We start from the raw sequence: 26,742 nt of genomic DNA, 5'->3' as shown, positions 1-26,742 counted from the left end.
CCGGAACTCATTTCCGGCTTTTTTACCCCTCAACCGCATTCCGACCTCTGGCTTTAGCTCTTAATAAAGAACGGTCAGCTTTCTCTAAAAGCTCTATCCAACTCGCCGCCCCGATAGCAAAACCAATACTGACAGAGACATGCAATTTTTCATCTGAACCAGATAAATCAATCTCTTCTAAAGAAATCGCAATCCGAATTTTCTCTGCTAAAAGACGAGCATCTACAAATTGTACTTGCTCTAGCAATATTAAAAATTCATCACCCCCATAACGAACAATTAAATCCGAACTTCGAATATTTTGCTTTAATTGCTCGGCAATACTGACAATGACGCGATCACCTACAATATGCCCATATTGGTCGTTCACCTGTTTAAAACGATCTATATCGATAATCATTAAACAGGTTTGCGTAAATTTTTGAGGGTAACTTTCAACAATTTTTAAATATTCAGATAAAGCTAAACGATTGGAGACTCCGGTGAGTGGATCAGTATTGGCAATATTCTTTAACTGAAATTCAAAAGCGTCGCGTTGTTGCAACATACGTTGTAATCGGTCAATTGCTTCAAATAGAGAAAAAAATTCACCTTTGGTGGCGACATTCATCTCATCTTTACAATGATCAGAACTATGCGATAAATCTAAAATTAAAGTTCTCGCTTTAATTAAAGGCGAAAATACTCGTCTTTGCGCATATATCAGGGTAAGTAACGCTGTTGCTAAAGAAATTAGAGAAATAAATAAAGTTAAAAAGAAACCATTTCGAGCAATTGCATTTTCTTGAGTGGCAATGACTACACTCTCATTAAGAATATAACTCTGCAAATCAACCACAGTGGTAAATTTACCTACAATTGCTTCGGTTAACTGTGTACCACTTAAAAAATATGGTTCGCTCTTTTGGCTTTCTTCTAATAGCCTTTCTACAATCGGAATACCCTGATCTATAAACTCTGTTTTAACTCTAGAATATAACCGACGGTATTCTGGAGTTTTTGCCTGTTCAGGCTGTAAGGTATCGACCAAAATCCATAAATATCTAGCTTGGTGTTGAGTTTGTAATGAACGTGCACGATTATTACTTGGGATCTCTTCATTAAAACTGACGGGAGCAATAATGTTAGAGGCCATACGCCCAGCCTGATCACGCATATCAGTCAGCACAATAATAAGCGTAAAATAATTAGAGATACGGCTATCTTTACTTTTTAACTGCAACATTAGTTTTTGCAGTATTTCCCTACAATTATCCCATGCGCCAAACATCCCTAAAATGGCATTATCCAGTTGAACAGAAGTTCTTGCTGTATATGGAGTTTCACCGTAATAATCAACCACATGTCGGGCTTGTCTAAGATTTTCTTTAAAATTGGTTTGCAGCTCATTGGCTAAGGAAACATAACCAGCTTGTTTTAAAATTAAAATGCTTGTATCAATTTGTGCATCAACGATTAAACGAAATTTTTTTAATTCTTGCTGATTTTTTACCAAATCATGAGGACCACTCGACATCATTTTATTAGCAGGAGCACGTTCCTTAGAAACTTTATAGGCAATATCGGCTACTGCTCTTAAACTTTTTATTTCAGCTAGGGCTTGTCTAGTTTTTATATAATCCTGATAGCTTCCCACAATAAGAGGTACTGCCATGAATAATAAGGATAAAATAATAACCAGCATAAAAAAGAACAGTCGATTACTAATATGCTCTGAACGTAATCCTGACATTTCTAGCTGGTACTCCGTAAATGTCCTGCCATTTTTAATACGATATAAATTAGGCTTAAATCCATCCTAGCATTTTAATAACTAAAATTTCATCATTAACCCCTTCATTTCTTTTTTAATAATTATACGATCCCTAAATTTTGTCAGCTTAAATAACAAAATGAATCGAAAAATTGAATGCTTTTTATAAAAAAACTCTATTTTACAGATTAAAGATTTTTAATCATGATAGTAAAAACAGTATTTACTTGTCCTCTTGGATGCCTCTCCCAGCATCCACTGCCCAGCTTTAAGCTGGGCTCTTTTTGGCCTCTCATTTTTTCAATAAAATTCACATAACTCTTATTTTAATTTTTAGATTTTCTTACAGATAAAAAAAAGCTCAACCTTGGGGAAAGCTGAGCTCGTAAAATCTGATGTGTTCTACACATCGTATCTGGGCAAGCACTTTAAATCCTAAAAAACGTTAGGCAGTGAACTTTGCAATCGAATTATGTGATTTACCTCTACCTTTGTAAAGTTGATTAAATTAATCAGGATTAAAATTTTAATCGTTTTTTCAACTTAAAATAGAGATTTCTTTTATTTTATTCACTTATATAATAATTAAGAATAGTTAAATTTTTTAGTTAAACTAATCCAAATATTGTTAACTATTCCTCAAAATAAAACGAATTTGACAATAAAATGGCGGTTTTTTACTCACATTGTAAACACAGCTATATTTTTGTTAATGTTAAAACCGATTAATGCAATCTATTTTTCCAATCACAATTGTAATATATTTTTAACATTTACTTCTTAATTCTTAATGAAATATAATTATTAGCTTATTGTAAATGTTCATTTTTTTATCAGGTTGACAAACCACTTTTCATTTGATTAGTTTTTCACCAATTTTAACATAAGTGTCAAATATCTTTAACATTACCTTTTCTAGATTATTGACTTCATAAATTGTTACAATACAATGACCCCAGCTTTATCTCTTGTTAATGCTGGAAATGATTATGAAAAAACTTGGTTTAGCCACTGCTGTATTATTAGCCATGACCGGTGCTCATGCTTATCAATTTGAAGTTCAAGGTCAATCTGAATATGTTGACACAACTGCAAACGATAAAAACTTCACTGGTGACGTTGCTGGTACATTCTATTTAAAAAATGTTGATACCGCTAAGGGTCCTTTAGCTGAAGCAGCTTTCTTGAACCAAGCTTCTAGCGTATCTTTAGGTTATAGCTACCAACAGTATGACCAAAACAACGGTTTGAACTACCACGTTGGTACATACGGCGTTAAAGGTGAGGCTTACGTTCCTACTCCTTACCTTCCTGTATACGCTAGCGCAACTTATAACCACACTGATGTTGATGGTAAAAACGCTATCTCTCGTGATGACAACGGTGACCGTTATGCATTAGAAGTTGGTGCTATGTTGTTACCTAACTTCTTAATGACTGTTGGTTATACAAGCGTTGCAAACCAATTCGCTTTAGATAACTTCGGTATCATCAGCAACGGTATCTACACTGCTGCGAACCAAACTGCTGCGATTCAAGACGACCAAGATGCTGTTACAGCTCGTGCTAAATATGTAGGTCCAATCGATGGAACTAACATGGCAATTGGTTTTGAAGCTGCTGGTGCTTTCGGTCAAGAAAACCAATACGGTTTGAAAACTGACCTTTACTTAACTCCTAAGTTAAGCGTTGGCGCTTCTTTCGTTGGTAACGATGGTTCAGCTGACATCAAAGGCAATGACCTTGGTGAATTCCGTCAAGCTTGGGGTGGTAACGTAAACTACTTCATTACTCCAGCTGTAGCAGTTGGTGCATCGTACATAAAAGCTGACGTTAAAAAGTCTAGCTACGATACACAAACTATCGGCTTAAATGCTAAATTCCGTTTCTAATTTAATTTAGAAATCGAATTAAAAAAGGACTCAAATGAGTCCTTTTTTTACAACTAAATTTAGCTTCGTACAATATTTAAGAAATATAGATGACGTTCATACTGATCGATAATGTCTTGAATTAAATCTTCTTGAGTCCAATCCATTACATCATAGTTCTGTCCACCTTCTCTTAAAAACACTTCAGCTTGGAAATATTGCCCATCTTCGGCTTCAGTACGTCCAATTAAAAAACTTGGTGGCACTGTTTCACGTGAAACAACTTTATAAATAAAATTAATTTCATTGTGATGATCGACTCGAAGTTGCATCCCATCCTCAAGTTGAGTAATTGAAACTTCTAAATGACGGCGTCTAAATTCATGTTTGATATTTTCAAACGCACGAGCCACTTGTTTTTCGATATATTCTCTAACCTCTTCTTCACTATGAGGATAGTGCATGATTAAACCTAGCCGCTGTTGCCAGCTTCTTGGATTATGAATGGCACGTGGGGTAATTCGAGCTTCCTGAATTGCTTGCATTTTCGTGACATCAAGATGCAATGCTTTTATTAATCCCCAACTCATGAACAGCATAACCACAGTAAACGGCAATGCGCTCATAATGATTGAAGATTGAAGCGCAGCCAAACCACCGACTAACAATAAAATAATGGCGAGTACAGCCATCAGTACTGTCCAGAACAAACGCTGCCAAGTTGGTGAGTTGTCAGTTTTTGCAGTTAAGTAGTCTGTTACCAATGCTCCCGAGTCAGCAGAGGTCACAAAGAATAAAACAACTAAAACGGTAGCCAAAATATTCATGACACCTGACCACGGTAAGTGTCCTAAAAACTCAAATAGAGCTACTGATGAGTCTTGCTGAACAGCCTGAATAAGAGTGTTTTGATGTTCATGGATAATGCTAAATAATGCAGCGTTTCCTAAAAAGCCCATCCAGATAATGGTAAAGCCTGTCGGGATGAGGAGAACCCCTACAATAAATTCTCGAATGGTACGACCACGTGAAACCCTTGCGATAAACATACCCACAAATGGCGACCAAGAAATCCACCAAGCCCAATATAAAATTGTCCAACCACCAATCCATCCATTCGGCTGATAAGCGTATAAATTGAATGTCATGGTAAAAAGGTTAGAGATATATTGCCCAGTGTTTTGAATAGTAGTCTGGAGTAAATAAATACTAGGACCAGCGATAAAAACAAAGACTAATAATATTAAGGCTAAGACTAAGTTTAGCTCTGATAAACGTTTAACCCCTTTATCAAGACCTAAGAACACAGACAAGGAAGCTAAAATGCTCACAAAAATAATCAGTAATACTTGAATATGGGTGCTTTGCTCGACACCGAACAAATAATGTAAACCCGAGTTAATCTGGGTAACGCCAAACCCGAGAGAAGTTGCTACACCAAATACCGTACCAATGGTCGCGAATATATCGATGCTGTCGCCCCAAGGCCCATAAATCTTCTTACCAATGAGAGGATAAAGGGCTGAACGGGTCTTTAACGGTAAATTATGTCGATAAGCAAAATAAGCCAATGCCAATCCGACCACTGCGTAAATAGCCCACGCATGCAAGCCCCAGTGGAAGAAGGTCACCCTTAATGCTTGCTGTGCCGCCTCAATAGTCTGCGCATCTCCACTCGGTGGATTAACATAATGCATGACCGGTTCGGCAACCCCGAAGAACATGAGACCGATACCCATCCCTGCTGTAAACAGCATGGCAAACCAAGACCCATTATTATATTCAGGCTGACTATGGTCAGGTCCTAATTTAATTCGACCTATTGATGAACAGGCGATATAAATCAATAAAATGAGAAAGAAGGCTACAGATAAAACATAAAACCAGCTAAATGAATCGGTGATCCATTGTTTTAATTGCTGTGTTAGAAGTTCAAAAGAACTCGGGGCGATCACAACAACTGCCAAGAACAAAGCAATGATAATGACCGTACCAAAAAATACGTTAGGATTAACGTTTGCGAACCAACCTGGTTGTTTGGAAGGCATAACTCCTCCATGTTATTTTAATGAAAAGTGACAGGCATAAAGCCAATAAAGACATTCACAGAATGAACAAAGTTAAATCTTTCAATAGAGAAAGCCGATAATACTTTAAATAAACTTAAATAATATTGCAGTTACAAAGGTGTAAAAAATTAAAACACCTTCTCCTTTATTTGTCAGAATCTTTCTTTGTTGGATGGGCAATGTACTGTAGAGCAATTAAACGTGTGACAATCAAAGCGAGATACATCACGCCACAAAACATTTGTAGCATGGCCAAAACGCGTGCTGGTGGACTAAGTGGCATTAGATCAGATAAGCCTGTTGCTGACTGTAAGCTAAAGCTCAGGAACAATAGATCTAACCAAGTCTGCAAATGATGAATATTGTTTGGATTTTGGAAGCTAGCAGGAATCAATAGCTGACAAATGTTGTAGAGGAATGCAAAGCCCCAAGCAAGCAAAGTAAAAACCGCGGCGGCTGCAAATAATTCATCTCTTGTTAAATATCGATCAGCAAACATATAACGAAATAAACCGTAAGCAGCCGAAAAGTAAGCCAGCGCTTCACAGCTATGGGCAAAAATCTGGATCGTTAAATTGCTATAGCCCAATAAAATAAAGACTGAGGATATAATCGCTCCACTGACAAAAGTTAATCCCAGAAAAGTAAACATTGGGGTTTGGCGAATCACTTTGGCAATAATAAGTAAGGCAAGCACTCCTAAAGCCCACGTTAGGGTCCGGTAAAATACATCATGAAAAGTGAGCATGGCCAAAATGAGTAGGATAAATTGCACAAGCAGCAACCATGCAGAAGGTAGCAGTCGAAAGCTCGCCCAGAAGTCCATAATAGATCGCATTTAATTATTTTCCTTTTTCATTATGTTTTAAATTATAGGAAATCATACTGTACAAAAAATAGGACAAACAAGTTGTTCTTTATTAAAGAGCTTCTTTCACTTTAATGTATGAGATCAACAAAAAAAGCCCCGCAGGGCTTTTAATGAAATAGATATTTAATCCATTTTGATTTTAGTGATCTGAGGCACCAGAAGCACCGATACCTGTCATTGAACGAACGTATTGGGCATCGAATGCAGCACGCTCTTTTTTAGCACGTGCAGAGTTGTCAGTCACCGAGAAGAACCAACAGCAAAGGAATGACAATGGCATAGCAAATAATGCAGGACCATTGAATGGGTTAACTGGTGTATCAGAGATTTTTAAAGTATCTACCCAAACCGCTTTAGACAGAACAATAAGGACTACCGCTGTTACAAGACCAACCACACCACCGATAACTGCACCACGAGTAGTTAAACCTTTCCAGAACATTGAAAGAACAAGAATTGGGAAGTTTGCACAACATGCCACAGAGAACGCTAAGCCCACCATGAATGCTACGTTTTGCTTTTCAAACAAGATACCCAAAATCATGGCAAAGATTGCTAAACCAAGTGTCGCAATTTTTGACATACGAAGTTCTGAAGCTGGAGTCGTTTGACCTTTCTTGAATACGTTAGCGTATAAGTCATGTGAGATTGCAGATGCACCTGAAAGTGTTAAACCAGCAACAACAGCAAGAATCGTTGCGAACGCTACTGCTGAAATGAAGCCCATGAATAAGTCACCGCCTAAAGCATCACTTAAATGCACGGCTGCCATGTTGTTACCACCAACAAGTTCAAGCTTGCCTGATACTGCCATTTTTGCAACATCAAGGAATTGAGGGTTGTTTGATACGAAAAGGATCGCACCGAAACCAATAATGAAAGTTAGAAGATAGAAATAACCAATGAAACCTGTCGCAACCACAACCGATTTACGCGCTTCTTTTGCGTCTTTTACAGTGAAGAAACGCATAAGAATATGTGGAAGACCCGCTGTACCAAACATGAGTGCCAAGCCAAGAGACAATGCATCAATCGGGTTTGCGGCAAGTTTACCTGGACCCATAATTTTTGCAGCTTCTTCAAAGCTTACGCTATGAACTTTACTGAATACTTCAATTGATTGAGTGAACATGTTGCTGAAGCTAAAACCAACCGCTTTCATCACCATGAATGCCATGAAAGTCGCACCACTAAGCAACATAACAGCTTTAATGATTTGTACCCATGTGGTTGCTAGCATGCCACCAAAAATTACGTATGCCATCATTAATAGACCAACGATGACAACAGCGATGTTATAGTTCAAACCAAATAGTAATTTGATGAGCTGGCCCGCGCCTACCATTTGAGCGATCAAGTAGAATGCCACAACAACAAGCGAGCTCAAGGCAGCTAAGGTACGGACTGGTTTTTCTTCAAGACGGAATGACACTACATCTGAAAGGTTGTATTTACCAAGGTTACGTAAACGCTCTGCAACCAAGAATAAAACAATTGGCCAACCTACCATAAACCCAAGAGAATAAAGTAAGCCATCAAAACCCGAACTAAACACCATCGCGGAAATACCAAGGAAAGATGCTGCTGACATATAGTCACCGGCAATTGCCAATCCGTTTTGGAAACCGCTGATTCCGCCCCCTGCGGTATAGAAATCTTGTGCTGATTGAGTTTGTTTCGCAGCCCACTTAGTAATAAACAAAGTGAAACCAACAAAGATCAAGAACATAATAATGGCATGCCAGTTAGTGGCTTGCTGTTCGGCTTCACCCAAATCTGGCCCAGCCATAGCAACAGTTGAATATAGCGATGCTGCTGCCAATAAGGCTTTCGCTTTTAATGAATTCCATTTCATATTAGTGTAATCCTTTCTCATGCGTGATGGCTTCAACTTCCTTCAACGCTTCTTCACTCAACTGGTCAAGGGTATTGTTTGCGATATAGGAATACACGCCACACAGTAGGAAAGATAAAACAATAATTCCTAAGCCTAGTGGAATACCCCATGTCGTTACACCACCACTAAATGAACTCATTAAAAATTCTTTGTTGTAGCCAACAAGTAGCATAAAGCCCACATAAAGCACTAACATAATGATTGTGAGCGTCCAGCTTAATGCACTTTTTTTCTTGACCATCTTTTGAAACTTTGGATTGCGTAGAATCTGTTCTACTTGGCTCTGATCCATAACCAAACTCCTTGCCTGTGCCCAACCTTGGTCACTTTTTTAATAGTAGTTTCTCATTATTAAAATTAGCAAAATAACGTGTAATTCGTAACTTAGACTTTGGTCGTTAAAATTTAATCAATTTATAGCTTTGTTTCTGCTTGCGGTATGATAGGCGCAAGGTTTTAATCATGTAGGTCATATGAACAGCTGGCTGATTATTGGGGTACTCACTCTTTATATAGCACTCTTATTTATTTGTGCTTTTTTTGGCGAGAAGCATGCTAGCCGCCTGAGTACACGTGGCCGGATGTTCTTGTTTAGTTTGACCTTAGGTGTTTACTGTTCATCTTGGACATTTTACGGTGCAACCGGAGCTGCCGTCCGAGAAGGCGTCATTTTCTTACCTATTTATTTAGGTCCGCTGTTATTTGTTTGGTTTGGTTACGATATCTGGCGACGTTTAGGCCGAGTACGTCAGCACCACGCGATTTCCTCAATTGCCGACTTTGTTGCTGCGCGTTATGGCAAAAGCGGGGTATTGGCATCGCTGGTTACGATCTTGGCAGTTATTGCGATTATTCCCTACCTCGCCCTACAGTTACGCGCAATTGCCTTAAGCACATCAGTCATATTAGAGCAAAATGCTCATATTCATACGACCACCAATAGCGTTTTGCTTTTAACCAGTGTCCTTGCGATCTTAGCCATGATCTTCGGTACAAGGCAAATTGCAAACACCGAACAGCATGGCGGCCTCATGTTAGCCGTTGCATTTGAATCTTTTGTAAAATTATTCGCCCTAATCTGTGTCGCTTTATTTTTTATTTTTGAAGCACCCGCGAACTTAGTACAAGTTTCGGCCGACGTAAACCAAACCTTCCAAGAAGTTCAGTTATTTGGGGTACCTGAAACGTTCTGGATTCAGACATTATTGGCAGGTCTCGCAATTATCTGTTTACCCCGTCAATTTCATGTGGCTGTTGTCGAATTACGCGATGAAAAGCACATTCGCGGTGCACGTAAATGGTTTGCGGCTTATCTCATTTTAACGATTTTAGCTATTATCCCGATTGCAAGCTGGGCTTTGCATGCAGCGCCAAAATTCCTAACTGTGCCTGATGTGGCAGTACTCTCATTACCATTGAGTTATAACCAAGAATGGTTAGCCCTACTGGCCTTTTTAGGTGGGTTCTCTGCCTCAACAGGCATGTTACTGGTGTCATCAGTTGCATTATCTATCATGCTCAGTAACGACTTGATTATGCCCGCACTATGGCGTTTTAAGCTGCTATCACGTCACGATAAACATTTACCTAAAGTTCTTAAATTCAGCCGTCGTATTAGTATTGTCGCGGTGATGTTACTTGGCTTTTTATTCTTCCATTTCTTTAATGATATTAACCAGCTTTCAGTATTTGGTTTATTGGCATTTAGTGCGGTTGCTCAATTCGCTCCTGCACTAATTGGTGGATTGTATTGGCGAGGTGGAAGTCGCCAAGGCGTTTATGCAGGTCTTATTGTTGGATTCTTAATGTGGAGTTACACATTACTATTTCCAACCATCTTACGTAGTTTGCCGGAAGCCTATCAAGAAACAGCCCAAAGTATTTTGCTTTTTGGTCCTTTGGGAATTAATGCATTACGTCCAGAATCACTTTTTGGCTTTGAGTCATTTGCACCTTTAACCCACGGCGTTATTTGGTCGCTTGGTTTAAATATTGTTTTATATATTTGGATTTCTAAACTTTACCGCCCAAGTGTGGCAGAACAAATTCAGGCAGAAAGCTTTTTTTATTATGAAACTAAGCCCCTGCCATCACCGCATACCTCTACCGATTTAACTTATTTACCGCACGATGCTGCACGTTTAAAAGTAGGCGATTTATTTGCGCTTGCTAAAAGAATTACGGGTGAGCAACCCACAACACAAGCGTTCGAGAACTTTTGTGAACAAAATCATCTCACGCTCAACCCGAATAGTATCGCCAATGGCATGTGGTGGCGATTCACCGAACAATATCTAGCTGGCATTATCGGCGCAGCCTCTGCCCGTACTTTGCTCACTACAGCAATGATCAATAATGGTCTGGCATTAGGCCAAGTCGCCAATATTTTAGACCAAGCCTCGCAATGGCAACGTTTCAATCAAAATTTGCTGATGACCATGATTGACCACATGACCCAAGGGGTAAGTGTGGTTGATAAAAACATGTGTTTGGTGGCTTGGAATAACCAATATTTAAAACTATTTGGCTACCCTAAAGATTTAGTTTATGTGGGTTGTCCAATTGCCGATCTGATTCGTTATAACGCTGAACGCGGCGAATGTGGCCCTGGTTCAGTCGAAGAACATGTTCGTAAACGCTTACACTGGATGAAAGTCGGAAGTGCGCATGAATTTGAACGAATCCGTAAAGACGGACGCGTTATTCAAATGCGCGGTAATCCTATTTCAGGTGGTGGCTTTGTGACTACCTTCGCCGACATTACGGCTTTCCGTGCGAATGAGGCAATACTGGAAGCCCGTGTAAAAGACCGAACCCAACAACTTGCCGATGCCTTAACCGAGCAACAGCTCGCGCGCGAAAAAGCCGATATGGCCAATATGTCAAAAAGCCGCTTTATTGCTGCGGCAAGTCATGACTTATTACAACCTATGCACGCTGCTCGTCTGTTTAGTACGGTTCTTGAACAAAGCATTGCGACCGAAGAAGATCGTCAAACTTTGCAACAACTTGACCGTGCTCTATATGGTGCAGAAAGTATGCTCTCTGCCCTGCTCGATATTGCACGTTTGGAAGGCGGTACCATACAGCCAAAAAGACAGCCTTATCCTCTGCACGATTTATTAAGCGACCTTGAACTCCAGTTTAAGTCGATTGCTGCACAGCGAAATATTTCATTAAAAGTTCACGATGTATCATTCTGGATTGACACAGATCCACAGTGGATACGACGCATTATTCAAAACTTTGTAAGTAATGCTTTACGATATACAGCCAAAGGCCGAGTGATTGTTGGTGTATTACGTTCAGCACAAAAACCTGGACACATTCGAATTGGTGTCTGGGATACAGGTCCCGGAATTGCCGAAGAGCAACGTATTAAACTATTTCAAGAATTCGAACGCTGTGGGCATTTATCACCGTGGGGTGAGCAAGGTTTAGGTTTGGGTCTTGCTATTGTGCAACGCATGACTGGTTTGTTGAATTATCCAGTCCATGTCTATTCACAACTCGATAAAGGCTCCTGCTTTATGATTGAGGTTCCGGTGGTAGAAGCTCCAAAAATAATAACCCCAACCGTACAGGCAGTACCTTTAAAAACCAAAGCCTATCGGATTTTATGTTTAGACAATGATGAAACCATTCTTGAGGGTATGAGTAGCTTATTAGGTCGATGGGGGTATGAGGTTTTTAAAGCCACTGAACCGGAACAAGCACTTGAAATTATTCAAAAAGAAAATATTCAAGTCTGGCTTATCGATCAGCATTTAAATAACAACCAACTCGGTGTCGATTTTATTTTGCAAAATCGTCAACATGATGTTCCTGTTGCTTTAATTACTGCTGACTCTCATCCTGAGTTACCTCAACAATTGAAAGAGCTGAATATTGTTTTACTCAAAAAACCACTTAAGCCTGCTTCTCTAAGAGCATGGTTATCGGGACTTAAAATTGCCAGTGAGGTAGATTAAATATTTTCTGTCCCAAACCTTTTAATAAGTTTGGGAGAGATTTTTGGCAAAAATTATTGGCCTAATTTAAGCCAATAGGCAGAACTGCTCAAAAAGTCTACTTTTGTTGATTAAATAATTGGCCAAACTTTCCAATAGTCCTTTTTCTATGGCAAAGCTCACCTTTTTTGTAAGTGAACACTTGTACACTTAGTTACAATTTCATAAGCTGATGTTTTTTAAAATTATAATTAGACAAAAACAACCATATAAGACTTTAGTCGTATTCTACTTGCATTCTTCATGACACATAAATATTCAAAACCAATTTATTCTATGTACAGCTATTTTTATAACCCATTTCCATATTAAGCACCCCTGCTCACGAATTAATGCAAAGGACAATTGCCATGAATATTTCTGATAACAGCCCACAAGGCCAACTTTCGTCTCAACAGTTTTATCGTCAATACAGTGCCAATGCTTTACTTCCTGAATTAGATTGGCAAAGTATTTTCCCTCACAGCAAGCTCAATGAAGCAAACATTAAAGCGTTAAATACAATTTATCAGTGCGCCGTCCCCCTCGCACTTAATGTATTTCACGACCTAAATTTTGATGTATTTGCACCTGCGGCTTATCATCCGCAAGGTTTAGGTTTATTTGATAAATTGGCACAACAAGAAGAAAATTTCTTAAAAGTTCTTAGCGCTGAAAGTGAAAATCTTGACCATGACACACGTCATCAAATCTGGAGCATGCTACTCCGTGGCGGTGCTGTACTCGTTTTCAAAGCTTGGCTTGGTCATGTCAAACTCGGCGAGAATCAGTTAGATATGACTCAATTTGATGAATTATCGGATTTACTCTTTATTAAAACGCACCCCGATCAACTTGCTGAACGACTACATGTTGATGAAAAAGCAAAACTCGACCATATCTTCTTGATGTATGGCAATGATATTTTTCTTGATCGCTTCAACAGTCTAGAAACAGCTGCTTTGTTTGTTGATTTAGGCGTTTATGATGCAGCCTTCTTAAGCCTACGCGATGACCGCGTGGCTGAATATTTAAAAATGAAAGGCTATGTGACTCAAGAACAAATTGATGATTTGCAATGCGCGCTTAACCCATTGTACTGCGACAGCCTAACACCAAAGCAAGATTGCCTTGCATAAGTGGTACACATAAAAAAGACCTCAATCGAGGTCTTTTTTCTTTTTAGATTTTTTTATCTTCAATATTGAGTGCGCTAATGGCCAATACGGCTTTTGTACGGTTTTGCACACCTAATTTTCTAAAGATAGCCGTTACGTGAGCTTTAATCGTTGCTTCTGAAACATCAAGCTCATATGCGATTTGTTTATTTAACAAACCCTCCGCAACCATCATCAACACACGGAATTGCTGAGGTGTTAATGATTGAATACGTTCAGCTAAAGCAGTTTCATCTGCTGCTCTCGGGTCAAGGTTAAGATTAGATGGCAAGTTCGGTGGCAACCAGATATCACCCTCTAAGACTTGACGAATCGCTTCGCCAATATGACTTGGATGAGCCGACTTAGGAATATAACCCATCGCACCATGAGCGATTGCACGCTGAATGATTGAAGTTTCTTCATGTGCAGAAACCACAATAATCGGAATAGATGGATACTGTGCTCTTACATAAACCAGAGCCGAAAAGCCTGAAGCACCCGGTAAATTTAAATCGAGTAATACTAGATCAGGTTCTGCCCCATTTTCCAAACGCTCATAAAACTCATCAACCGAGGCTGTTTCATGAATTTGTGCCTGTGGCAGGCTATAACGTACTGCTTGAATTAAAGCATGACGAAACAAAGGATGATCATCAACGATTAAAATATTCATAAGCGATTAAAGTAATCTTGAGCATAAGTATGGCCTATTGTAACCCTACTATTTAGATGAAAGATACGTTCATCTTATCCATTTTTATGCAAAATGTTGATAAATGCAGAACTTAGCCAAGATTTTCAGATGTTTTTTAACTTTTAATCAAAATTAATCTGTTTTTTATATAAGCTTCCTTTTTATTATAAAAAATATATCACCTATAATTATATAAAATAAAAACAGCAACTTAATAGAAAAACAAAGTGTAAAAATCCACTATTTACCTTTTATATTTAAAACTGATAAGGTTGACCAATTTCGTTATTTTACAGTTTACCGTCGTTGTTGATTAATAAGTCCAATCTCTTATTTTAGGCTTAGGAACCAAATTATGACTGGTATCACATCACCAAAACCTTTAAATATCGTTGCTGTTTCTGGTGGATTAAATCCCCCATCTAAAACGGAAAGTCTGGTTCAAGCCATTCTTGATGAATTATCAGAAGCAATCGATATTAAAGTTCACTTTATTAAATTAAGCGAAATCGGGCCTCTATTAGGCGGCGCATTTTATCGCAATCAACTTCCACAGCGCGTACAAGATGACCTTGCCGCAGTTGAAGCAGCAGATGCTTTAATTGTAGGTACACCCGTTTACCGTGCTTCTTTTACAGGTCTTTTCAAACATTTCTTCGATTTTGTTGAACAGACTGCTTTAGTCGATGTGCCTGTACTTTTAGCAGCATCGGGCGGTAGTGATCGTCATGCACTGGTACTTGAACATCAACTTCGCCCATTGTTCAGTTTCTTCCAAGCACAAACTTTACCAATTGGCGTATATGCGACAGATCGTGACTTTACTCCGGAATATACGGTGAAAAGTGAGCAATTATCAGACCGGATTACGTTAGCAGTGGCACGTGCATTGCCAATTTTAGAATGGGCGCCAGCGAAGGGTAAACGTGCTGAAGTAGTTAAACCTAAATCTCAGCAAGCAAATCAAGAGCTTGGTATTAACAAGCAAATTGAGCAAGAAGAAGTATTACCTTCAGCGGCGGTACCAGACCTTGATGCGGCAGAATCTCGTTTGCACCACAAGTCTGGCAAATTATTAACAACGCATGTTGCCTAAGTGCAATATCGCTAAATAAAAATACGAATTGGGGGAGCAAACCATGACGCAATTACAACAACCAATTAAATTTGCTTATTGGGTACCAAACGTAAGCGGTGGCCTTGTAGTGAGTAATATCGAACAGCGTACAGACTGGAGTTATGACTACAATGTTCGACTTGCACAGGCTGCCGAAAACAATGGTTTTGAATATGCGCTCACCCAAATTCGTTTTACGGCGGGGTACGGGGCAGAAAACCAACATGAATCGGTAAGTTTCAGTCATGCATTACTAGCAAAAACTGAAAAACTGAAAGTCATTGCGGCGATTCTCCCCGGCCCCTGGAAACCAGCGTTGGCGGCAAAACAACTTGCAACGATTGATTATCTAACCGAAGGCCGTATCGCGATTAATGTGGTGAGTGGCTGGTTCAGAGGCGAGTTTGATGCCATTGGTGAAGAGTGGCCTGAGCATGATGAACGTTATGTTCGCTCCGAAGAGTTTATTCGCACTCTAAAAGGAATCTGGACCACCGATAACTATAGTTTCGATGGTAAATATTACCAGTTCCAAAACTACACGCTTAAACCAAAACCTTTGCAAAAGCCTTATATCGAAGTTTTTCAAGGCGGTAGCTCACGTGCTGCTCGTGACATGGCTTCTCGCGTGTCTGACTGGTATTTCACTAACGGTAATACGGTAGAAGAAATTCAAAAACAGGTAGAAGATATTCGCACTAAAGCAAAAGCCAATAATCACCATGTCAAAATTGGGGTAAATGCGTTCATCATTGCCAGAGATACCGAAGAAGAAGCAAAAGCGGTACTTCAAGAGATTATTGATAAAGCCAACACTGAAGCGGTAAATGCATTTGGAGATGCGACACGTGAAGCAGGTGCTGCTTCACCAGAGCAACAAGGTAACTGGGCAAAATCAAGTTTTGAAGATCTAGTGCAATACAACGATGGCTTTAAAACCAATTTAATTGGTACGCCGCAGCAAATTGCAGAGCGTATTGTGGCACTCAAAAATGTAGGTGTTGATTTGATTCTTTCCGGATTTTTACACTTTATTGAAGAGGTGGAATATTTCGGAGAAAAAGTTCTGCCGCTCGTTCGTCAGTTAGAACTTCAACAGGAAAAGGAGGTAGAAATCCAAGCTAAATCAGCCTAAAAAACCCAGTTAAAACAGCGCAAGATAATAAAAACAATAAATTAAAAATAAAGAATTTATTGGCTCCAAGACTCGGCTTTGAGCCTTTATTTTTTAAGATTTTTCGACTTCTCGAATCACTGTTTCAACCGAGTAACGGCACCATTTTGAAAGTTTTTCGATAAATTCATTTAAGGCAGCGGGTTCAAAATGGCTGACAATCATATAGCAAGCATTACCCATGACTTTAAAACATTCATCGATTTGTTCATATTGCTTAACCAAATTTTCAATTTCTTCAAATGCGCGTTGTTCATTTAAATGCAAATGAATAAATTGTTTATGCGAATATTGAACGGCAATGGTGTAGTTTTTGATAACACCAGCATCCATCAACTGAGCAATTCGAGCGCCCACCGCCTGCCCTGTTCGATGGACGCGCTGTCCAATTTCTTTATTTGTCAGACGAGAATCTTGTTTAAGCAATGCAATAATTTTTAGATCAATCGGGTCTAATTCAATATTCATTTTTCATGGCGAAAGAAAACTGGCGGTAATGCTTTCATCTGACTATAGCCGATTTTTCAAGCAGAGAATAATCTTGTTTTATCTCATATCAACAAGAGTAATCTCATGAAACAAGCACTATTAGTTATCGATGTTCAAAATGATTATTTTAAAAATGGCAAAATGGAATTGGTTAGGCCAGATCAAGCTCTAGACAAAATAAAGCAGCTCGAACAATATTTTAACGAGAAAAACTTGCCAATTATTTATGTACAACATATTAATCCACCACAAGCGAGTTTCTTCCAAGAAAATACAGATGGGGTTTTACTTCATCCTGAACTTAGTGCTGTCAGTGATTCATTAATCGTGACAAAGCATTATCCAAACAGTTTTTTAGAAACCAATTTAAATGAGCTTTTAAAAGAACATAAAATTGAGCAACTTATTATTGCAGGCATGATGACGCATATGTGTATTGATTCAGGGACTCGTGCAGCCAAAGAACTTGGCTATCAACCCATCTTAATTGCAGATGCAACCGCAACTCGCGATTTAAGCCATGCTGGAAAAACTGTAAAAGCTGAAGACGTACAAACTGCTTTTTTAACTGCGCTGAGTACGTTTGCAAATGTACAAAATACTGCCGATTTTTTAGCGAAATCTTAAATAAGGTTCAATAAAAAAGCCCCAGATGGGGCTTTGTTAAAATTAATTTTGCTTATCAGGATAAACCGTTGCAATTAACTGATCAACCACAGCAGGCTCGGCCAAGGTTGAAGTGTCACCCAAACTATCTAATTCATTCGCTGCAATTTTTCTTAAAATACGGCGCATGATTTTACCCGAACGCGTTTTAGGTAATGCTGGTGCCCAGTGTAATGCATCTGGTGAAGCTACAGGTCCAAGCACTTTACGTACCCAGTTGATTAACTCTTTACGCAGCTCTTCCGACTCTGGAACGCCCGCTTGTAAGGTCACGAAAGTACAAATACCTTGCCCTTTAATATCATGCGGCATACCAACTACAGCTGCTTCTGCTACTGATTCATGCGAAACAAGAGCACTTTCAATTTCAGCAGTACCTAAACGGTGGCCTGAAACGTTTAAGACATCATCAACACGGCCTGTGATCCAGTAATAGCCATCTTCATCACGGCGAGCACCATCACCCGTAAAATAAGTATTTTTAAAGGTCGAGAAATAAGCCTCAATAAAGCGGTCTGGATCACCCCAAATAGTACGCATCTGGCCTGGCCATGAATCTTTAATCACAAGGTTACCTTCAACTGCACCTTCGAGTTCATTGCCTTCACCATCTACAATGGCTGGTTGAATACCAAATAACGGACGTGTTGCCGAACCCGGTTTTAATGCTGTTGCACCTGGCAATGGCGCAATCAAAATACCGCCTGTTTCGGTTTGCCACCATGTATCAACGATCGGGCAGCGGCCTTCACCAACAACGTTGTAGTACCAGTTCCAAGCTTCTGGGTTAATTGGCTCACCAACCGAACCAAGTAAACGCAAACTGCTACGATTACTTTCACGTACAAACGAATCACCTTCTCGCATCATGGCACGAATCGCGGTTGGCGCTGTATATAAAATAGAGACTTTATGTTTATCGACCACATGACCAAGACGTGCCCATGTTGGATATTGAGGCACACCCTCAAACATTAGGGTCGTCGTACCATTTGCCAGTGGACCATAAATCAGATAACTATGCCCTGTAATCCAACCGATATCGGCTGTACACCAATACACATCATCTTGTTTTAAATCAAATACCTCTTTAAAGGTACTGGTTACATAAACTAAGTAACCGCCCGTGGTATGCAACACCCCTTTAGGTTTACCTGTCGAGCCCGAAGTATAAAGAATAAATAATGGATCTTCTGCCTTCATCGGCTCTGGAGGACAGTTTGCATCAACTTCCATAATAATGAGGTGATACCACAAATCACGACCAGGCTTCATTTCAATCGGGTTTGCATTACGGTAAACCACAATCACATTTTCAACACACTCAGTACCCGGCAATGCTAAAGCCAAATCAACATTTTCTTTGAGCGGTAATAGTTTTCCGGCACGTAGACTTGAGTCTGCGGTAATCACCAGTTTAGCTTGGCTGTCTTCAATACGACTTGCTAAAGAATCTGGCGAGAACCCACCAAATACCACACAGTGAACAGCACCAATACGGGCACAAGCTAACATGGCAATTGCGGCTTCTGTCACCATTGGCATATACAGTACAACGCGGTCACCTTTACCAATGCCATATTTCTTTAAAACGTTGGCAAAACGGCAGACTTCATCATGTAATTCTTTATAAGAAACGATTTTATGACGAGAAGGATGGTCCCCTTCCCAAATAATTGCAGGTTTATGTGGATGTTCTTTAAGATGCCTGTCTAGGCAGTTTGCCGACACGTTCAACTCGCCATCAGCAAACCATTCAATTTTGAAATTGTCTTTGTCAAAACTGGTATTTTTAACTTGGGTAAATGGCTTTATCCAATCGACAATTTTAGCTTGCTCTGCCCAGAATTCATCTGGGTTCTCGATAGAGTGTTGATAACGTTTAAAGTAGTCTGCTTCAACAGTACGAGCTGTTTTTTTAAATTCCTCTGGTACTGGATAGATCTCATTCATACGCAACTTCCTTGATCTTGTGCATCCCATCTCGAGACTGTGGCTATTATTTTACTGGATCTTATTTGCATGCCTTTGCAGTATGATGACTCTTTCAAAGCCTAGACAATGCGACTTTGGTCATATATTAATCACTTACTCAAGCATACGAAATTATGAACATTTTTATAAAATTAAGTTGATTTAAAACATTTGTCTATAGCTTTTACTTTTATAATTTTTTCAATATTTGATGGTTTTGATCATCAACAAAGATTATTTTGTCTCTCATATGCAACCTAGGAATAAAATAATATGTTTGCCCAAACAAGCTCCTCACGCCCACCACAGCTGCCTTTAAAAGATAGCCCTTTTTCAATTCACGGCCGTTTTAACCGTATGAGTTATTTAGGTGGATATGGACTGATTTATTTAGTCACAATCGTGGGTTATTTTATTCTGGCCTCCTTTCTTGGAAGTTTTCAGCTTTCAAGTAATTTATTTAATTTTGAGTTTTATAGCTCTCTTTCTGGCCTCAGTGCTTTGGTGGTATGGGCTTTTTGGCTATTCCTGATTTATTTAAATATTGTTCTCGTCGTGCGACGTTTGCATGATCTAAATAAAAGTGGTTGGATGGGATTACTACTATTCATTCCAGTTGTTCAGTTCTTTTTTATGATTTATTTACTGCTTGCCTCAGGTACGGCAGGGCCAAATCAATATGGTCCTTCTCGACCATCAACGTTCATAGAAAAGTTAATGGCTTGGTTTATTTTATTCGCTATTTTAATTAGCCTTATTTCTACCGCAGGCTTTTTTTACTACTTCTCTGGTACCGATACTATTCAAACCCCGTCACAAATCTTACAAAAAGGAACGGAATACTTTTAATTAAAAAACACTTTATTATTCAGATGAACTCATTATAGTAGGCGCACATTTTATCTCCTACTATAATGAAGGCCGATCATCGCTTTCATAATTTTTTAAAATAGAGACTTGTTGTGGCTGATGAACAAAAATCCTTAACGGATGTTGCAAAAAATACAGGCGAACTTTTGCAAGAAGCAGGTACTAAAACCACTCAAACGGTTTTAGCCCATACCGAAAAGTATCATGATGCCTATACCACCATTGATAAAATCGTGGATAGCTTCTGGGAACGTGTGCCTTATATTTGTATTGCGATTATCGTTTTTATTATTTTTTGGCTACTCACCAAATTATTTAAGTTCTTTGTTCGTAAAACCTTAGAAAATCGTTCTTATACGCGCCAAAACCTAGTGTTGGTTCTAAACCGGGTAGGAAGTACGACCATTTTATTTTTTGGATTCTTAATTGCACTCGTCATCATGATCCCAGGTTTTACCCCAGGGCAACTCATGAGCGCGTTAGGAATCGGTTCGGTCGCGATTGGTTTCGCATTTAAAGATATTTTCCAAAACTTGCTTTCAGGTATTTTGATTTTATTGAGCGAACCGTTCCGTATTGGCGATTCAATCGTGGTCAATTCACTTGAAGGAACTGTTGAAGATATCCAAATTCGTGCAACATTCTTACGCTCGCCAGATGGCCGTCGTATTGTTATTCCAAATGCCACTGTTTATACGAGTGCTTTAACTGTAAATACTGCCTATCAACAACGACGTTGTGAGTTTGTAGTCGGCATTGGATATGATGACGATGAACAAAAAGCTAAACAGATTATTTTAGATATTCTTAATAATGACCGAAATGTACTCAGTCAGCCAGCTTTCTCGGTTAACGTTACAGCTTTAGCAGATTTCTCGGTTAACCTGACTGTACGTTGGTGGGTTGATACTACTGAAACTGATATGTCCTCATCTACAAGTACAATTCAAGCTCAAGTAAAACAAGCTTTCAATGAGAACGGTATTAATATTCCTTACCCAATTCAGGAATTAAAAATGGCTTCAAATCAGCCACTTTTAAACCCAGAAACATCAACTAAAGAGACGACCTAAAATATAAGAAATAGACGTTTCAGTTCTTAAAATACGGTTGCCTAAGCTCACAGCTTGGCAGCCGTTTTTTGTGAGCAAATCAACTTCATAGGGAATAAAGCCGCCTTCGGGTCCAACGACTACACTGCACGCATGCGGAATATTAACTGGCATGCTCTGCTCGGCATACGGATGAGCCACATAGGCGGGACTTTCCTTTGAAATTAAGTTTGGTAAAACATCTTCAACAAAAGGTTTAAAGCGTTTATATAATTGAATTTCAGGAACAATGGTGTCGCCTGCTTGCTCAAGCCCTAAAGTCACATAGTTATCAAGTTGTTGCAAAAATGGAGTTTGCCAATAGCTTTTATCTACACGAGAACTATGAATCAAACTAATTCTTTCAACACCTAGAGTCACACTATCCATAATTAAACGGCGTAAAACTTTGGGCCTTGGTAACGCTACGATTAAATGTACTGGAAGTTTTGCAGGTACAACTTCTTCAGTGATAGGCCGTATACAAACTTCTTGCTCATTCATCGAAACAATTTCAGTGGTATAGCGTGCACCATTACGAACACCAACTTTTAGATTTTGGCCCACCGTAATATCAAGATGTTCACGTAAATGCTGCAATTGGCGTTTTGAACGGATTAACCATAAATCTGACTGAACATCGTCAGGTTCTAGTAAAACGATATTCATGGTTTTTCGGCCAAATACCGGTTAATTACACCAATATGCTTTTGTAATGAACCTTGGTTACGTTGTAAGACTTTATGCGCCTGCTCTACCACCTGCTTTGCTTCTTCAGGCTCGGCTAAACATGCCATCCAGATTGCTACAACTTGCTCAGCGTCTTGAGCAATGAGCACCCCATTTTCATCAATAAATTCATCAACAATGGTTTGGAAATTAAAGTAACGAGGTCCAATTACGGTCGGTACATTTAAAACCATAGGCTCCAAAATATTATGCCCACCGCCCGGTTCATTAAGTGATCCACCTACAAAACACACCTGACTTAGGGCGTACCATAACCAAAGCTCCCCCATACTATCGGCTAGATAAACCTGTGTACTCGTATGAATACTTTGGTTCAAGCTTCTACGATGAGTAATTAAATCTAGGTTTTGGCAAATTTCAAAGACTTCGTCGAAACGTTCAGGATGTCGAGGTACGACAATACAAACTAACTCTGGATCTGACCTTAGATAAGGCTGAAGTGCTTGCAAAATTTGTAGTTCTTCGGGTGCATGTGTACTGGCAATTGTCAGTACTTTTCGTTGGCCCAAATACCATAGCTGGTATAGCTTTGCTGCCTGATTTATAAATGCTTCTGGTGCGTGAATATCAAATTTAATATTTCCAACCACCTGACTTTTTTGTTGATCTAAACCAAGTTCTACATAACGTTGTCGAGTCGCATTATCTTGTGCCAGCACCCAATCAATTTGTTTCAGCATTCCTGCTGTTAGACCTGAAACACGGCTATAACCTTTAGCTGATTTTTCTGATAATCGCGCATTTAATAATAAACAAGGAACCTGTTGTAGCTTGGCTTGATCAATTAAATTTGGCCAAAGTTCAGTTTCAACCAATGCTAAAAGTTTTGGCTGGTACAACTCAAAAAATTGTTTTAACAGATGTTTTTGATCAACAGGCAAATAAACTGCTTGAAATAAATCTAAATACGGCGCTTTTAAAAATAATGATTTGGCACGCGCTTGCCCAGTTTTAGTCGTATTAGTAACTAACACAGGCTGACCGAGTTTAAGATAATGCTCGATTAAAGGCTGCGCAGCATTGGTTTCTCCAACCGAAACAGCATGGAACCAAATTGCTCTCACATTTTTCGGAGATTCAAACGGCCCAAATCTTTCAAGACATTCCTGATTATATAATTCCTGGCTTTCTGCACGTTTTTTTATACGCCAGTGGTAAAAAGGTTTTAATAAATGGAGTGCGGTGTTGTACCAAAATGGGGTCGCCAAGCGGTTTGCCTCAAATAGTCAAAGTTTAAAACTGGGGAAAATATAACATAGATAGAAAAAATGGCAGAGTTTCGATACCTAAACTCTACCATTACAAGAAAAGCGATTTACTGAATTCAGAAATGGACGAAGTCAGCAAAACATCATTTCAAAGAACCTTATGAAGCTTCTAGTGTTGGATAGTCTGTATAACCTTCAGCACCTTTCGCATATAAAGTCGTTGCTTGAAGTTCGTTTAGTGGCAAATCTTGCTCTAAACGCTGTAAAAGATCTGGGTTAGCAATATATGCCTTACCAAAAGATACAGCATCTGCCTGACCTTCACGCAAGATACGTTTTGCTGACTCTGGTGTTAGATTCTCATTGGCAATCCATACACCATTAAATTTTTCGCGAAGTTTAGGGCTAATACTATCAGCAGCTTCATATTCACGAGAGAAAATGAAAGCAACATTACGTTGATTAAGCTGTTCCACTACATAACAAAAAGTTGCTAATGGGTTTTCATCTCCCATATCGTGTGAATCACCACGCGGTGCAATATGAACACCTACTCGGCCTGCGCCCCACACTTCAATAAATGCATCAACGACTTCTAATAATAAACGTGCGCGATTTTCAACAGGACCACCGTATTCATCATCACGTTGGTTGGTATTACTTTGAAGGAACTGGTCAATTAAGTAACCGTTCGCTGCGTGTAATTCAACACCATCAAAACCTGCTGCTTTAGCCAGTTCTGCTGAATGTTTGTATTGAGCAATAACTTCTTGAATCTCTTCAATTGAAAGTGCACGCGGTGTTACATAGGGACGTTTAGGACGTAATAAACTCACTTCACCCGCAGGTTGAATTGCACTTGGTGCAACAGGAATATCACCATCTAAAAGTTCAGGATGCGAAATACGGCCTACATGCCAAAGTTGAGCTACAATTTTTGAACCTTGAGCATGAACTGCCTCAATAATTTTATTCCAAGCTTGTGCCTGCTCTTGTGACCATAATCCTGGGGTGTCTGCGTAACCCACAGTTTTTGAACCAATTACTGTTGCTTCGGTCAAAATTAGACCAGCATTTGCACGTTGTTGATAGTATTCAACCATTAAATCATTAGGCACTCGGCTTTCACCACTACGCGCACGCGTTAATGGAGCCATTACCAATCGATTTTTGATTTCAAAATCACCAACCGTTAAAGGAGTATTGAGTTCAGCCATAATCGCCTCGACTTACACTTTTAATAATTTAAAGTGTTTGTTTTAAATGTTCGATATATTGCTGAATCAAAGCTTCGTTACGTGAAAAATAAGACCATTGACCATATTTTTGGACCTGAATAAGCCCCGCCTGTTGTAACACAGACAAATGATTGGACATTGTAGACTGAGCTACTTTACCCAAACGTTCAATATGACCTGCACAAACACCCTTCTCAAAACTACCACCACATTCTTCCACCGGTAAATAATGTGCAGGTTCTTTTAACCATTGCAAAATTTGCCGACGTAGAGGGTTGGAAAGGGCTTTGCTAATTGCATCAATATCCATAGGCTCAACACGTCTTTTAAACGAACAAAGCTTTGTTCAGCATTTCGAAAACATAATATCGCATTTTTTCGATATTCATATCTATTTTTTTCGATATTCATATCGCATTTTTTCGATTAACATTCGAAGACTGAACTGCTTTGCCGTTTTAATCGCTAAAAATCCAAGAGTTCTAAATATTCATAGATGAACTGTATTTAAACTAAAAGTTCAGCAGACTCTTATAAACCTTGTTTTAAACTCGCTTCGATAAAACGATCAAGGTCACCATCAAGAACAGCACCTGTATTAGAGTTTTCAACACCCGTACGTAAATCTTTAATACGAGAATCATCTAATACATATGAACGAATTTGGCTTCCCCAACCAATATCAGACTTCGAGTCTTCTAGAGCTTGAGCTGCTTCATTACGTTTTTGCATTTCCAATTCATATAAACGTGCACGTAACTGTTTCCATGCGTGGTCACGGTTAGCATGTTGCGAACGCTGGTTCTGACACGCCACCACAATACCTGTTGGAATGTGAGTCAAACGCACAGCAGAGTCGGTTTTGTTAATATGCTGACCACCTGCACCAGATGCACGGTACGTATCGGTACGAACATCAGAAGGGTTAATATCAATTTCAATATTGTCATCAACTTCTGGTGAAATAAATACCGCAGAGAATGAAGTGTGACGACGGTTGCCACTGTCAAATGGTGATTTACGAACTAAACGGTGTACACCTGACTCTGTGCGTAACCAACCGTAGGCATATTCACCTTCAACACGAATCGTTGCTGATTTAATACCTGCTACGTCACCGTCAGACACTTCCATAAGTTCTGCTTTAAAGCCATGACGTTCAATCCAGCGCATATACATACGTAAAAGCATAGACGCCCAATCTTGTGCTTCTGTACCACCTGAACCTGATTGAATCTCTACATAGCAAGGATTCGGGTCCATTGGGTTACTAAACATACGACGGAATTCAAGTTTAGCCAGTTCATCTTCGGCAGCCCCAAGCTCAGACTGAACATCTTCAAGCAGGCTTTCATCGTCGGCTTCTACAGCCAAATCTAACATCGCTTTTGCATCTTCAAGCTGTGTAGATAAGCCATCCAATACATTAATAACGTTTTCTAGTTCACCTTTTTCTTTCGCCATTGCCTGAGCACGGCTTTGATCATTCCAGATCGCAGGGTCTTCTAACTCACGTAAAACTTCTTCTAAACGTTCTTTTTTCAGATCGTAGTCAAAGATACCCCCGTAGTGTTTGGCTACGATCAGTTAAGTCTTTCAATTGGTTTAGATAAGGATTAATTTCCACGCGAGTGTTCCCATAAGAGCAGATAAACAGTCAATTATTTTAGCATAGCTGCGGTTATCTACGAACCCGCTTTGTATTTCTCATCATATTTCATCAATTTAATTTATAAATTTTCTTCAGTTCAATTTAAGATTAATTGGTAACATCCTCATACAAAATTGGGTACTTTTACAGCATTTTTTATGATCTACACAAAATATCCTCAATTTTAATAAAATAAAACATTATGTTTTT

At 39.2% G+C, this 26,742-nt stretch carries 21 protein-coding genes; 8 read left to right on the top strand and 13 right to left on the bottom strand.

What is annotated here, in order from left to right; translation table 11 throughout:
- Positions 1–22 precede the first annotated feature (22 nt).
- Positions 23–1,732 carry a GGDEF domain-containing protein gene (locus J655_RS11640; protein WP_032006615.1) on the bottom strand — a complete coding sequence of 570 codons (1,710 nt, stop codon included), beginning with the start codon at positions 1,730–1,732 and terminating at the stop codon, positions 23–25.
- Positions 1,733–2,742: 1,010 nt separating this feature from the next.
- Between J655_RS11640 and omp33-36 the strand changes: the two genes are divergently transcribed.
- The gene (gene omp33-36 / locus J655_RS11635) at positions 2,743–3,645 is read left to right on the top strand and encodes a porin Omp33-36 (RefSeq protein ID WP_032052391.1); all 903 of its coding nucleotides are present in this window, start codon (positions 2,743–2,745) and stop codon (positions 3,643–3,645) included.
- A 59-nt stretch (positions 3,646–3,704) separates the two neighbouring features.
- Here the strand turns inward: omp33-36 and J655_RS11630 are convergent, their stop codons facing one another.
- The 4 genes from J655_RS11630 to J655_RS11615 all read right to left on the bottom strand — a co-directional run bounded on the left by J655_RS11630 (position 3,705) and on the right by J655_RS11615 (position 8,753).
- Complete coding sequence (locus J655_RS11630) at positions 3,705–5,672, bottom strand: BCCT family transporter (protein ID WP_032006613.1); 1,968 nt, start codon at positions 5,670–5,672, stop codon at positions 3,705–3,707.
- Between the two features lie 166 nt (positions 5,673–5,838).
- Complete coding sequence (locus J655_RS11625) at positions 5,839–6,531, bottom strand: ion channel (RefSeq protein ID WP_032006612.1); 693 nt, start codon at positions 6,529–6,531, stop codon at positions 5,839–5,841.
- Positions 6,532–6,703: 172 nt separating this feature from the next.
- Positions 6,704–8,419 (bottom strand): cation acetate symporter, encoded by a 1,716-nt coding sequence (locus J655_RS11620; RefSeq protein WP_002121878.1) that lies wholly within the window; start codon positions 8,417–8,419, stop codon positions 6,704–6,706.
- Between the two features lies 1 nt (position 8,420).
- The gene (locus tag J655_RS11615) at positions 8,421–8,753 is read right to left on the bottom strand and encodes a DUF485 domain-containing protein (protein ID WP_000372818.1); all 333 of its coding nucleotides are present in this window, start codon (positions 8,751–8,753) and stop codon (positions 8,421–8,423) included.
- Between the two features lie 181 nt (positions 8,754–8,934).
- On the opposite strand from J655_RS11615, the gene J655_RS11610 reads away from it, so the two are divergent.
- A complete protein-coding gene (locus J655_RS11610) occupies positions 8,935–12,432 on the top strand; it encodes a PAS domain-containing hybrid sensor histidine kinase/response regulator (protein WP_032052390.1) in 3,498 nt (1,165 codons plus the stop codon).
- 389 nt (positions 12,433–12,821) lie between these two features.
- The gene (locus J655_RS11605; protein WP_032006609.1) at positions 12,822–13,589 is read left to right on the top strand and encodes a hypothetical protein; all 768 of its coding nucleotides are present in this window, start codon (positions 12,822–12,824) and stop codon (positions 13,587–13,589) included.
- Positions 13,590–13,632: 43 nt separating this feature from the next.
- On the opposite strand, the gene J655_RS11600 is transcribed toward J655_RS11605, so the two are convergent.
- On the bottom strand, positions 13,633–14,283 hold the full coding sequence (locus tag J655_RS11600) for a response regulator (RefSeq protein ID WP_032036108.1): 651 nt from the start codon (positions 14,281–14,283) through the stop codon (positions 13,633–13,635).
- Positions 14,284–14,659: 376 nt separating this feature from the next.
- Between J655_RS11600 and msuE the strand changes: the two genes are divergently transcribed.
- Both msuE and sfnG read left to right on the top strand, forming a co-directional pair.
- A complete protein-coding gene (msuE, locus tag J655_RS11595; protein ID WP_032052389.1) occupies positions 14,660–15,400 on the top strand; it encodes an FMN reductase in 741 nt (246 codons plus the stop codon).
- 43 nt (positions 15,401–15,443) lie between these two features.
- On the top strand, positions 15,444–16,556 hold the full coding sequence (gene sfnG, locus J655_RS11590) for a dimethylsulfone monooxygenase SfnG (RefSeq protein WP_019767390.1): 1,113 nt from the start codon (positions 15,444–15,446) through the stop codon (positions 16,554–16,556).
- Between the two features lie 93 nt (positions 16,557–16,649).
- On the opposite strand, the gene J655_RS11585 is transcribed toward sfnG, so the two are convergent.
- Positions 16,650–17,063: an Lrp/AsnC family transcriptional regulator gene (locus J655_RS11585; RefSeq protein ID WP_005066843.1), complete on the bottom strand. Its 414-nt coding sequence runs from the start codon at positions 17,061–17,063 to the stop codon at positions 16,650–16,652.
- A gap of 105 nt (positions 17,064–17,168) precedes the next feature.
- On the opposite strand from J655_RS11585, the gene J655_RS11580 reads away from it, so the two are divergent.
- Positions 17,169–17,711 carry a cysteine hydrolase family protein gene (locus tag J655_RS11580; protein ID WP_019767389.1) on the top strand — a complete coding sequence of 181 codons (543 nt, stop codon included), beginning with the start codon at positions 17,169–17,171 and terminating at the stop codon, positions 17,709–17,711.
- A 42-nt stretch (positions 17,712–17,753) separates the two neighbouring features.
- On the opposite strand, the gene acs is transcribed toward J655_RS11580, so the two are convergent.
- Positions 17,754–19,703 carry an acetate--CoA ligase gene (acs, locus tag J655_RS11575; protein ID WP_019767388.1) on the bottom strand — a complete coding sequence of 650 codons (1,950 nt, stop codon included), beginning with the start codon at positions 19,701–19,703 and terminating at the stop codon, positions 17,754–17,756.
- 294 nt (positions 19,704–19,997) lie between these two features.
- Between acs and J655_RS11570 the strand changes: the two genes are divergently transcribed.
- Both J655_RS11570 and J655_RS11565 read left to right on the top strand, forming a co-directional pair.
- Positions 19,998–20,573, top strand: coding sequence for a DUF805 domain-containing protein (locus J655_RS11570; protein WP_019767387.1), 576 nt, complete (start codon positions 19,998–20,000; stop codon positions 20,571–20,573).
- Between the two features lie 113 nt (positions 20,574–20,686).
- The gene (locus J655_RS11565) at positions 20,687–21,667 is read left to right on the top strand and encodes a mechanosensitive ion channel family protein (RefSeq protein ID WP_005078641.1); all 981 of its coding nucleotides are present in this window, start codon (positions 20,687–20,689) and stop codon (positions 21,665–21,667) included.
- Here J655_RS11565 and J655_RS11560 read toward each other — a convergent pair.
- From J655_RS11560 to prfB, 5 genes are all read right to left on the bottom strand, one after another.
- Complete coding sequence (locus tag J655_RS11560; protein WP_005078645.1) at positions 21,647–22,354, bottom strand: 16S rRNA (uracil(1498)-N(3))-methyltransferase; 708 nt, start codon at positions 22,352–22,354, stop codon at positions 21,647–21,649. The genes J655_RS11565 and J655_RS11560 overlap by 21 nt on opposite strands.
- Entirely contained in the window at positions 22,351–23,643 is a 1,293-nt protein-coding gene (locus J655_RS11555; RefSeq protein WP_032006607.1) for a 3-deoxy-D-manno-octulosonic acid transferase, read from the bottom strand. The genes J655_RS11560 and J655_RS11555 overlap by 4 nt, the downstream gene beginning before the upstream one ends.
- 158 nt (positions 23,644–23,801) lie before the next feature.
- Positions 23,802–24,860, bottom strand: coding sequence for an alkene reductase (locus J655_RS11550; protein WP_032052388.1), 1,059 nt, complete (start codon positions 24,858–24,860; stop codon positions 23,802–23,804).
- A 28-nt stretch (positions 24,861–24,888) separates the two neighbouring features.
- On the bottom strand, positions 24,889–25,191 hold the full coding sequence (locus J655_RS11545; RefSeq protein ID WP_002121891.1) for an ArsR/SmtB family transcription factor: 303 nt from the start codon (positions 25,189–25,191) through the stop codon (positions 24,889–24,891).
- A 221-nt stretch (positions 25,192–25,412) separates the two neighbouring features.
- Positions 25,413–26,508 (bottom strand): peptide chain release factor 2 gene (gene prfB / locus J655_RS11540; protein WP_099475557.1). Its coding sequence is split into 2 segments (ribosomal slippage): positions 25,413–26,435 and positions 26,437–26,508, totalling 1,095 coding nucleotides; the frame shifts between segments, so codons are not numbered across the junction.
- Positions 26,509–26,742: the final 234 nt, after the last annotated feature.

Origin of the sequence: Acinetobacter sp. 1294243 (assembly GCF_000588015.1) — a bacterium.
Taxonomy (GTDB): domain Bacteria; phylum Pseudomonadota; class Gammaproteobacteria; order Pseudomonadales; family Moraxellaceae; genus Acinetobacter; species Acinetobacter pittii.
Note: the sequence above shows the minus strand (reverse complement) of the source record. Positions and strands in the feature narration are given on the sequence as shown.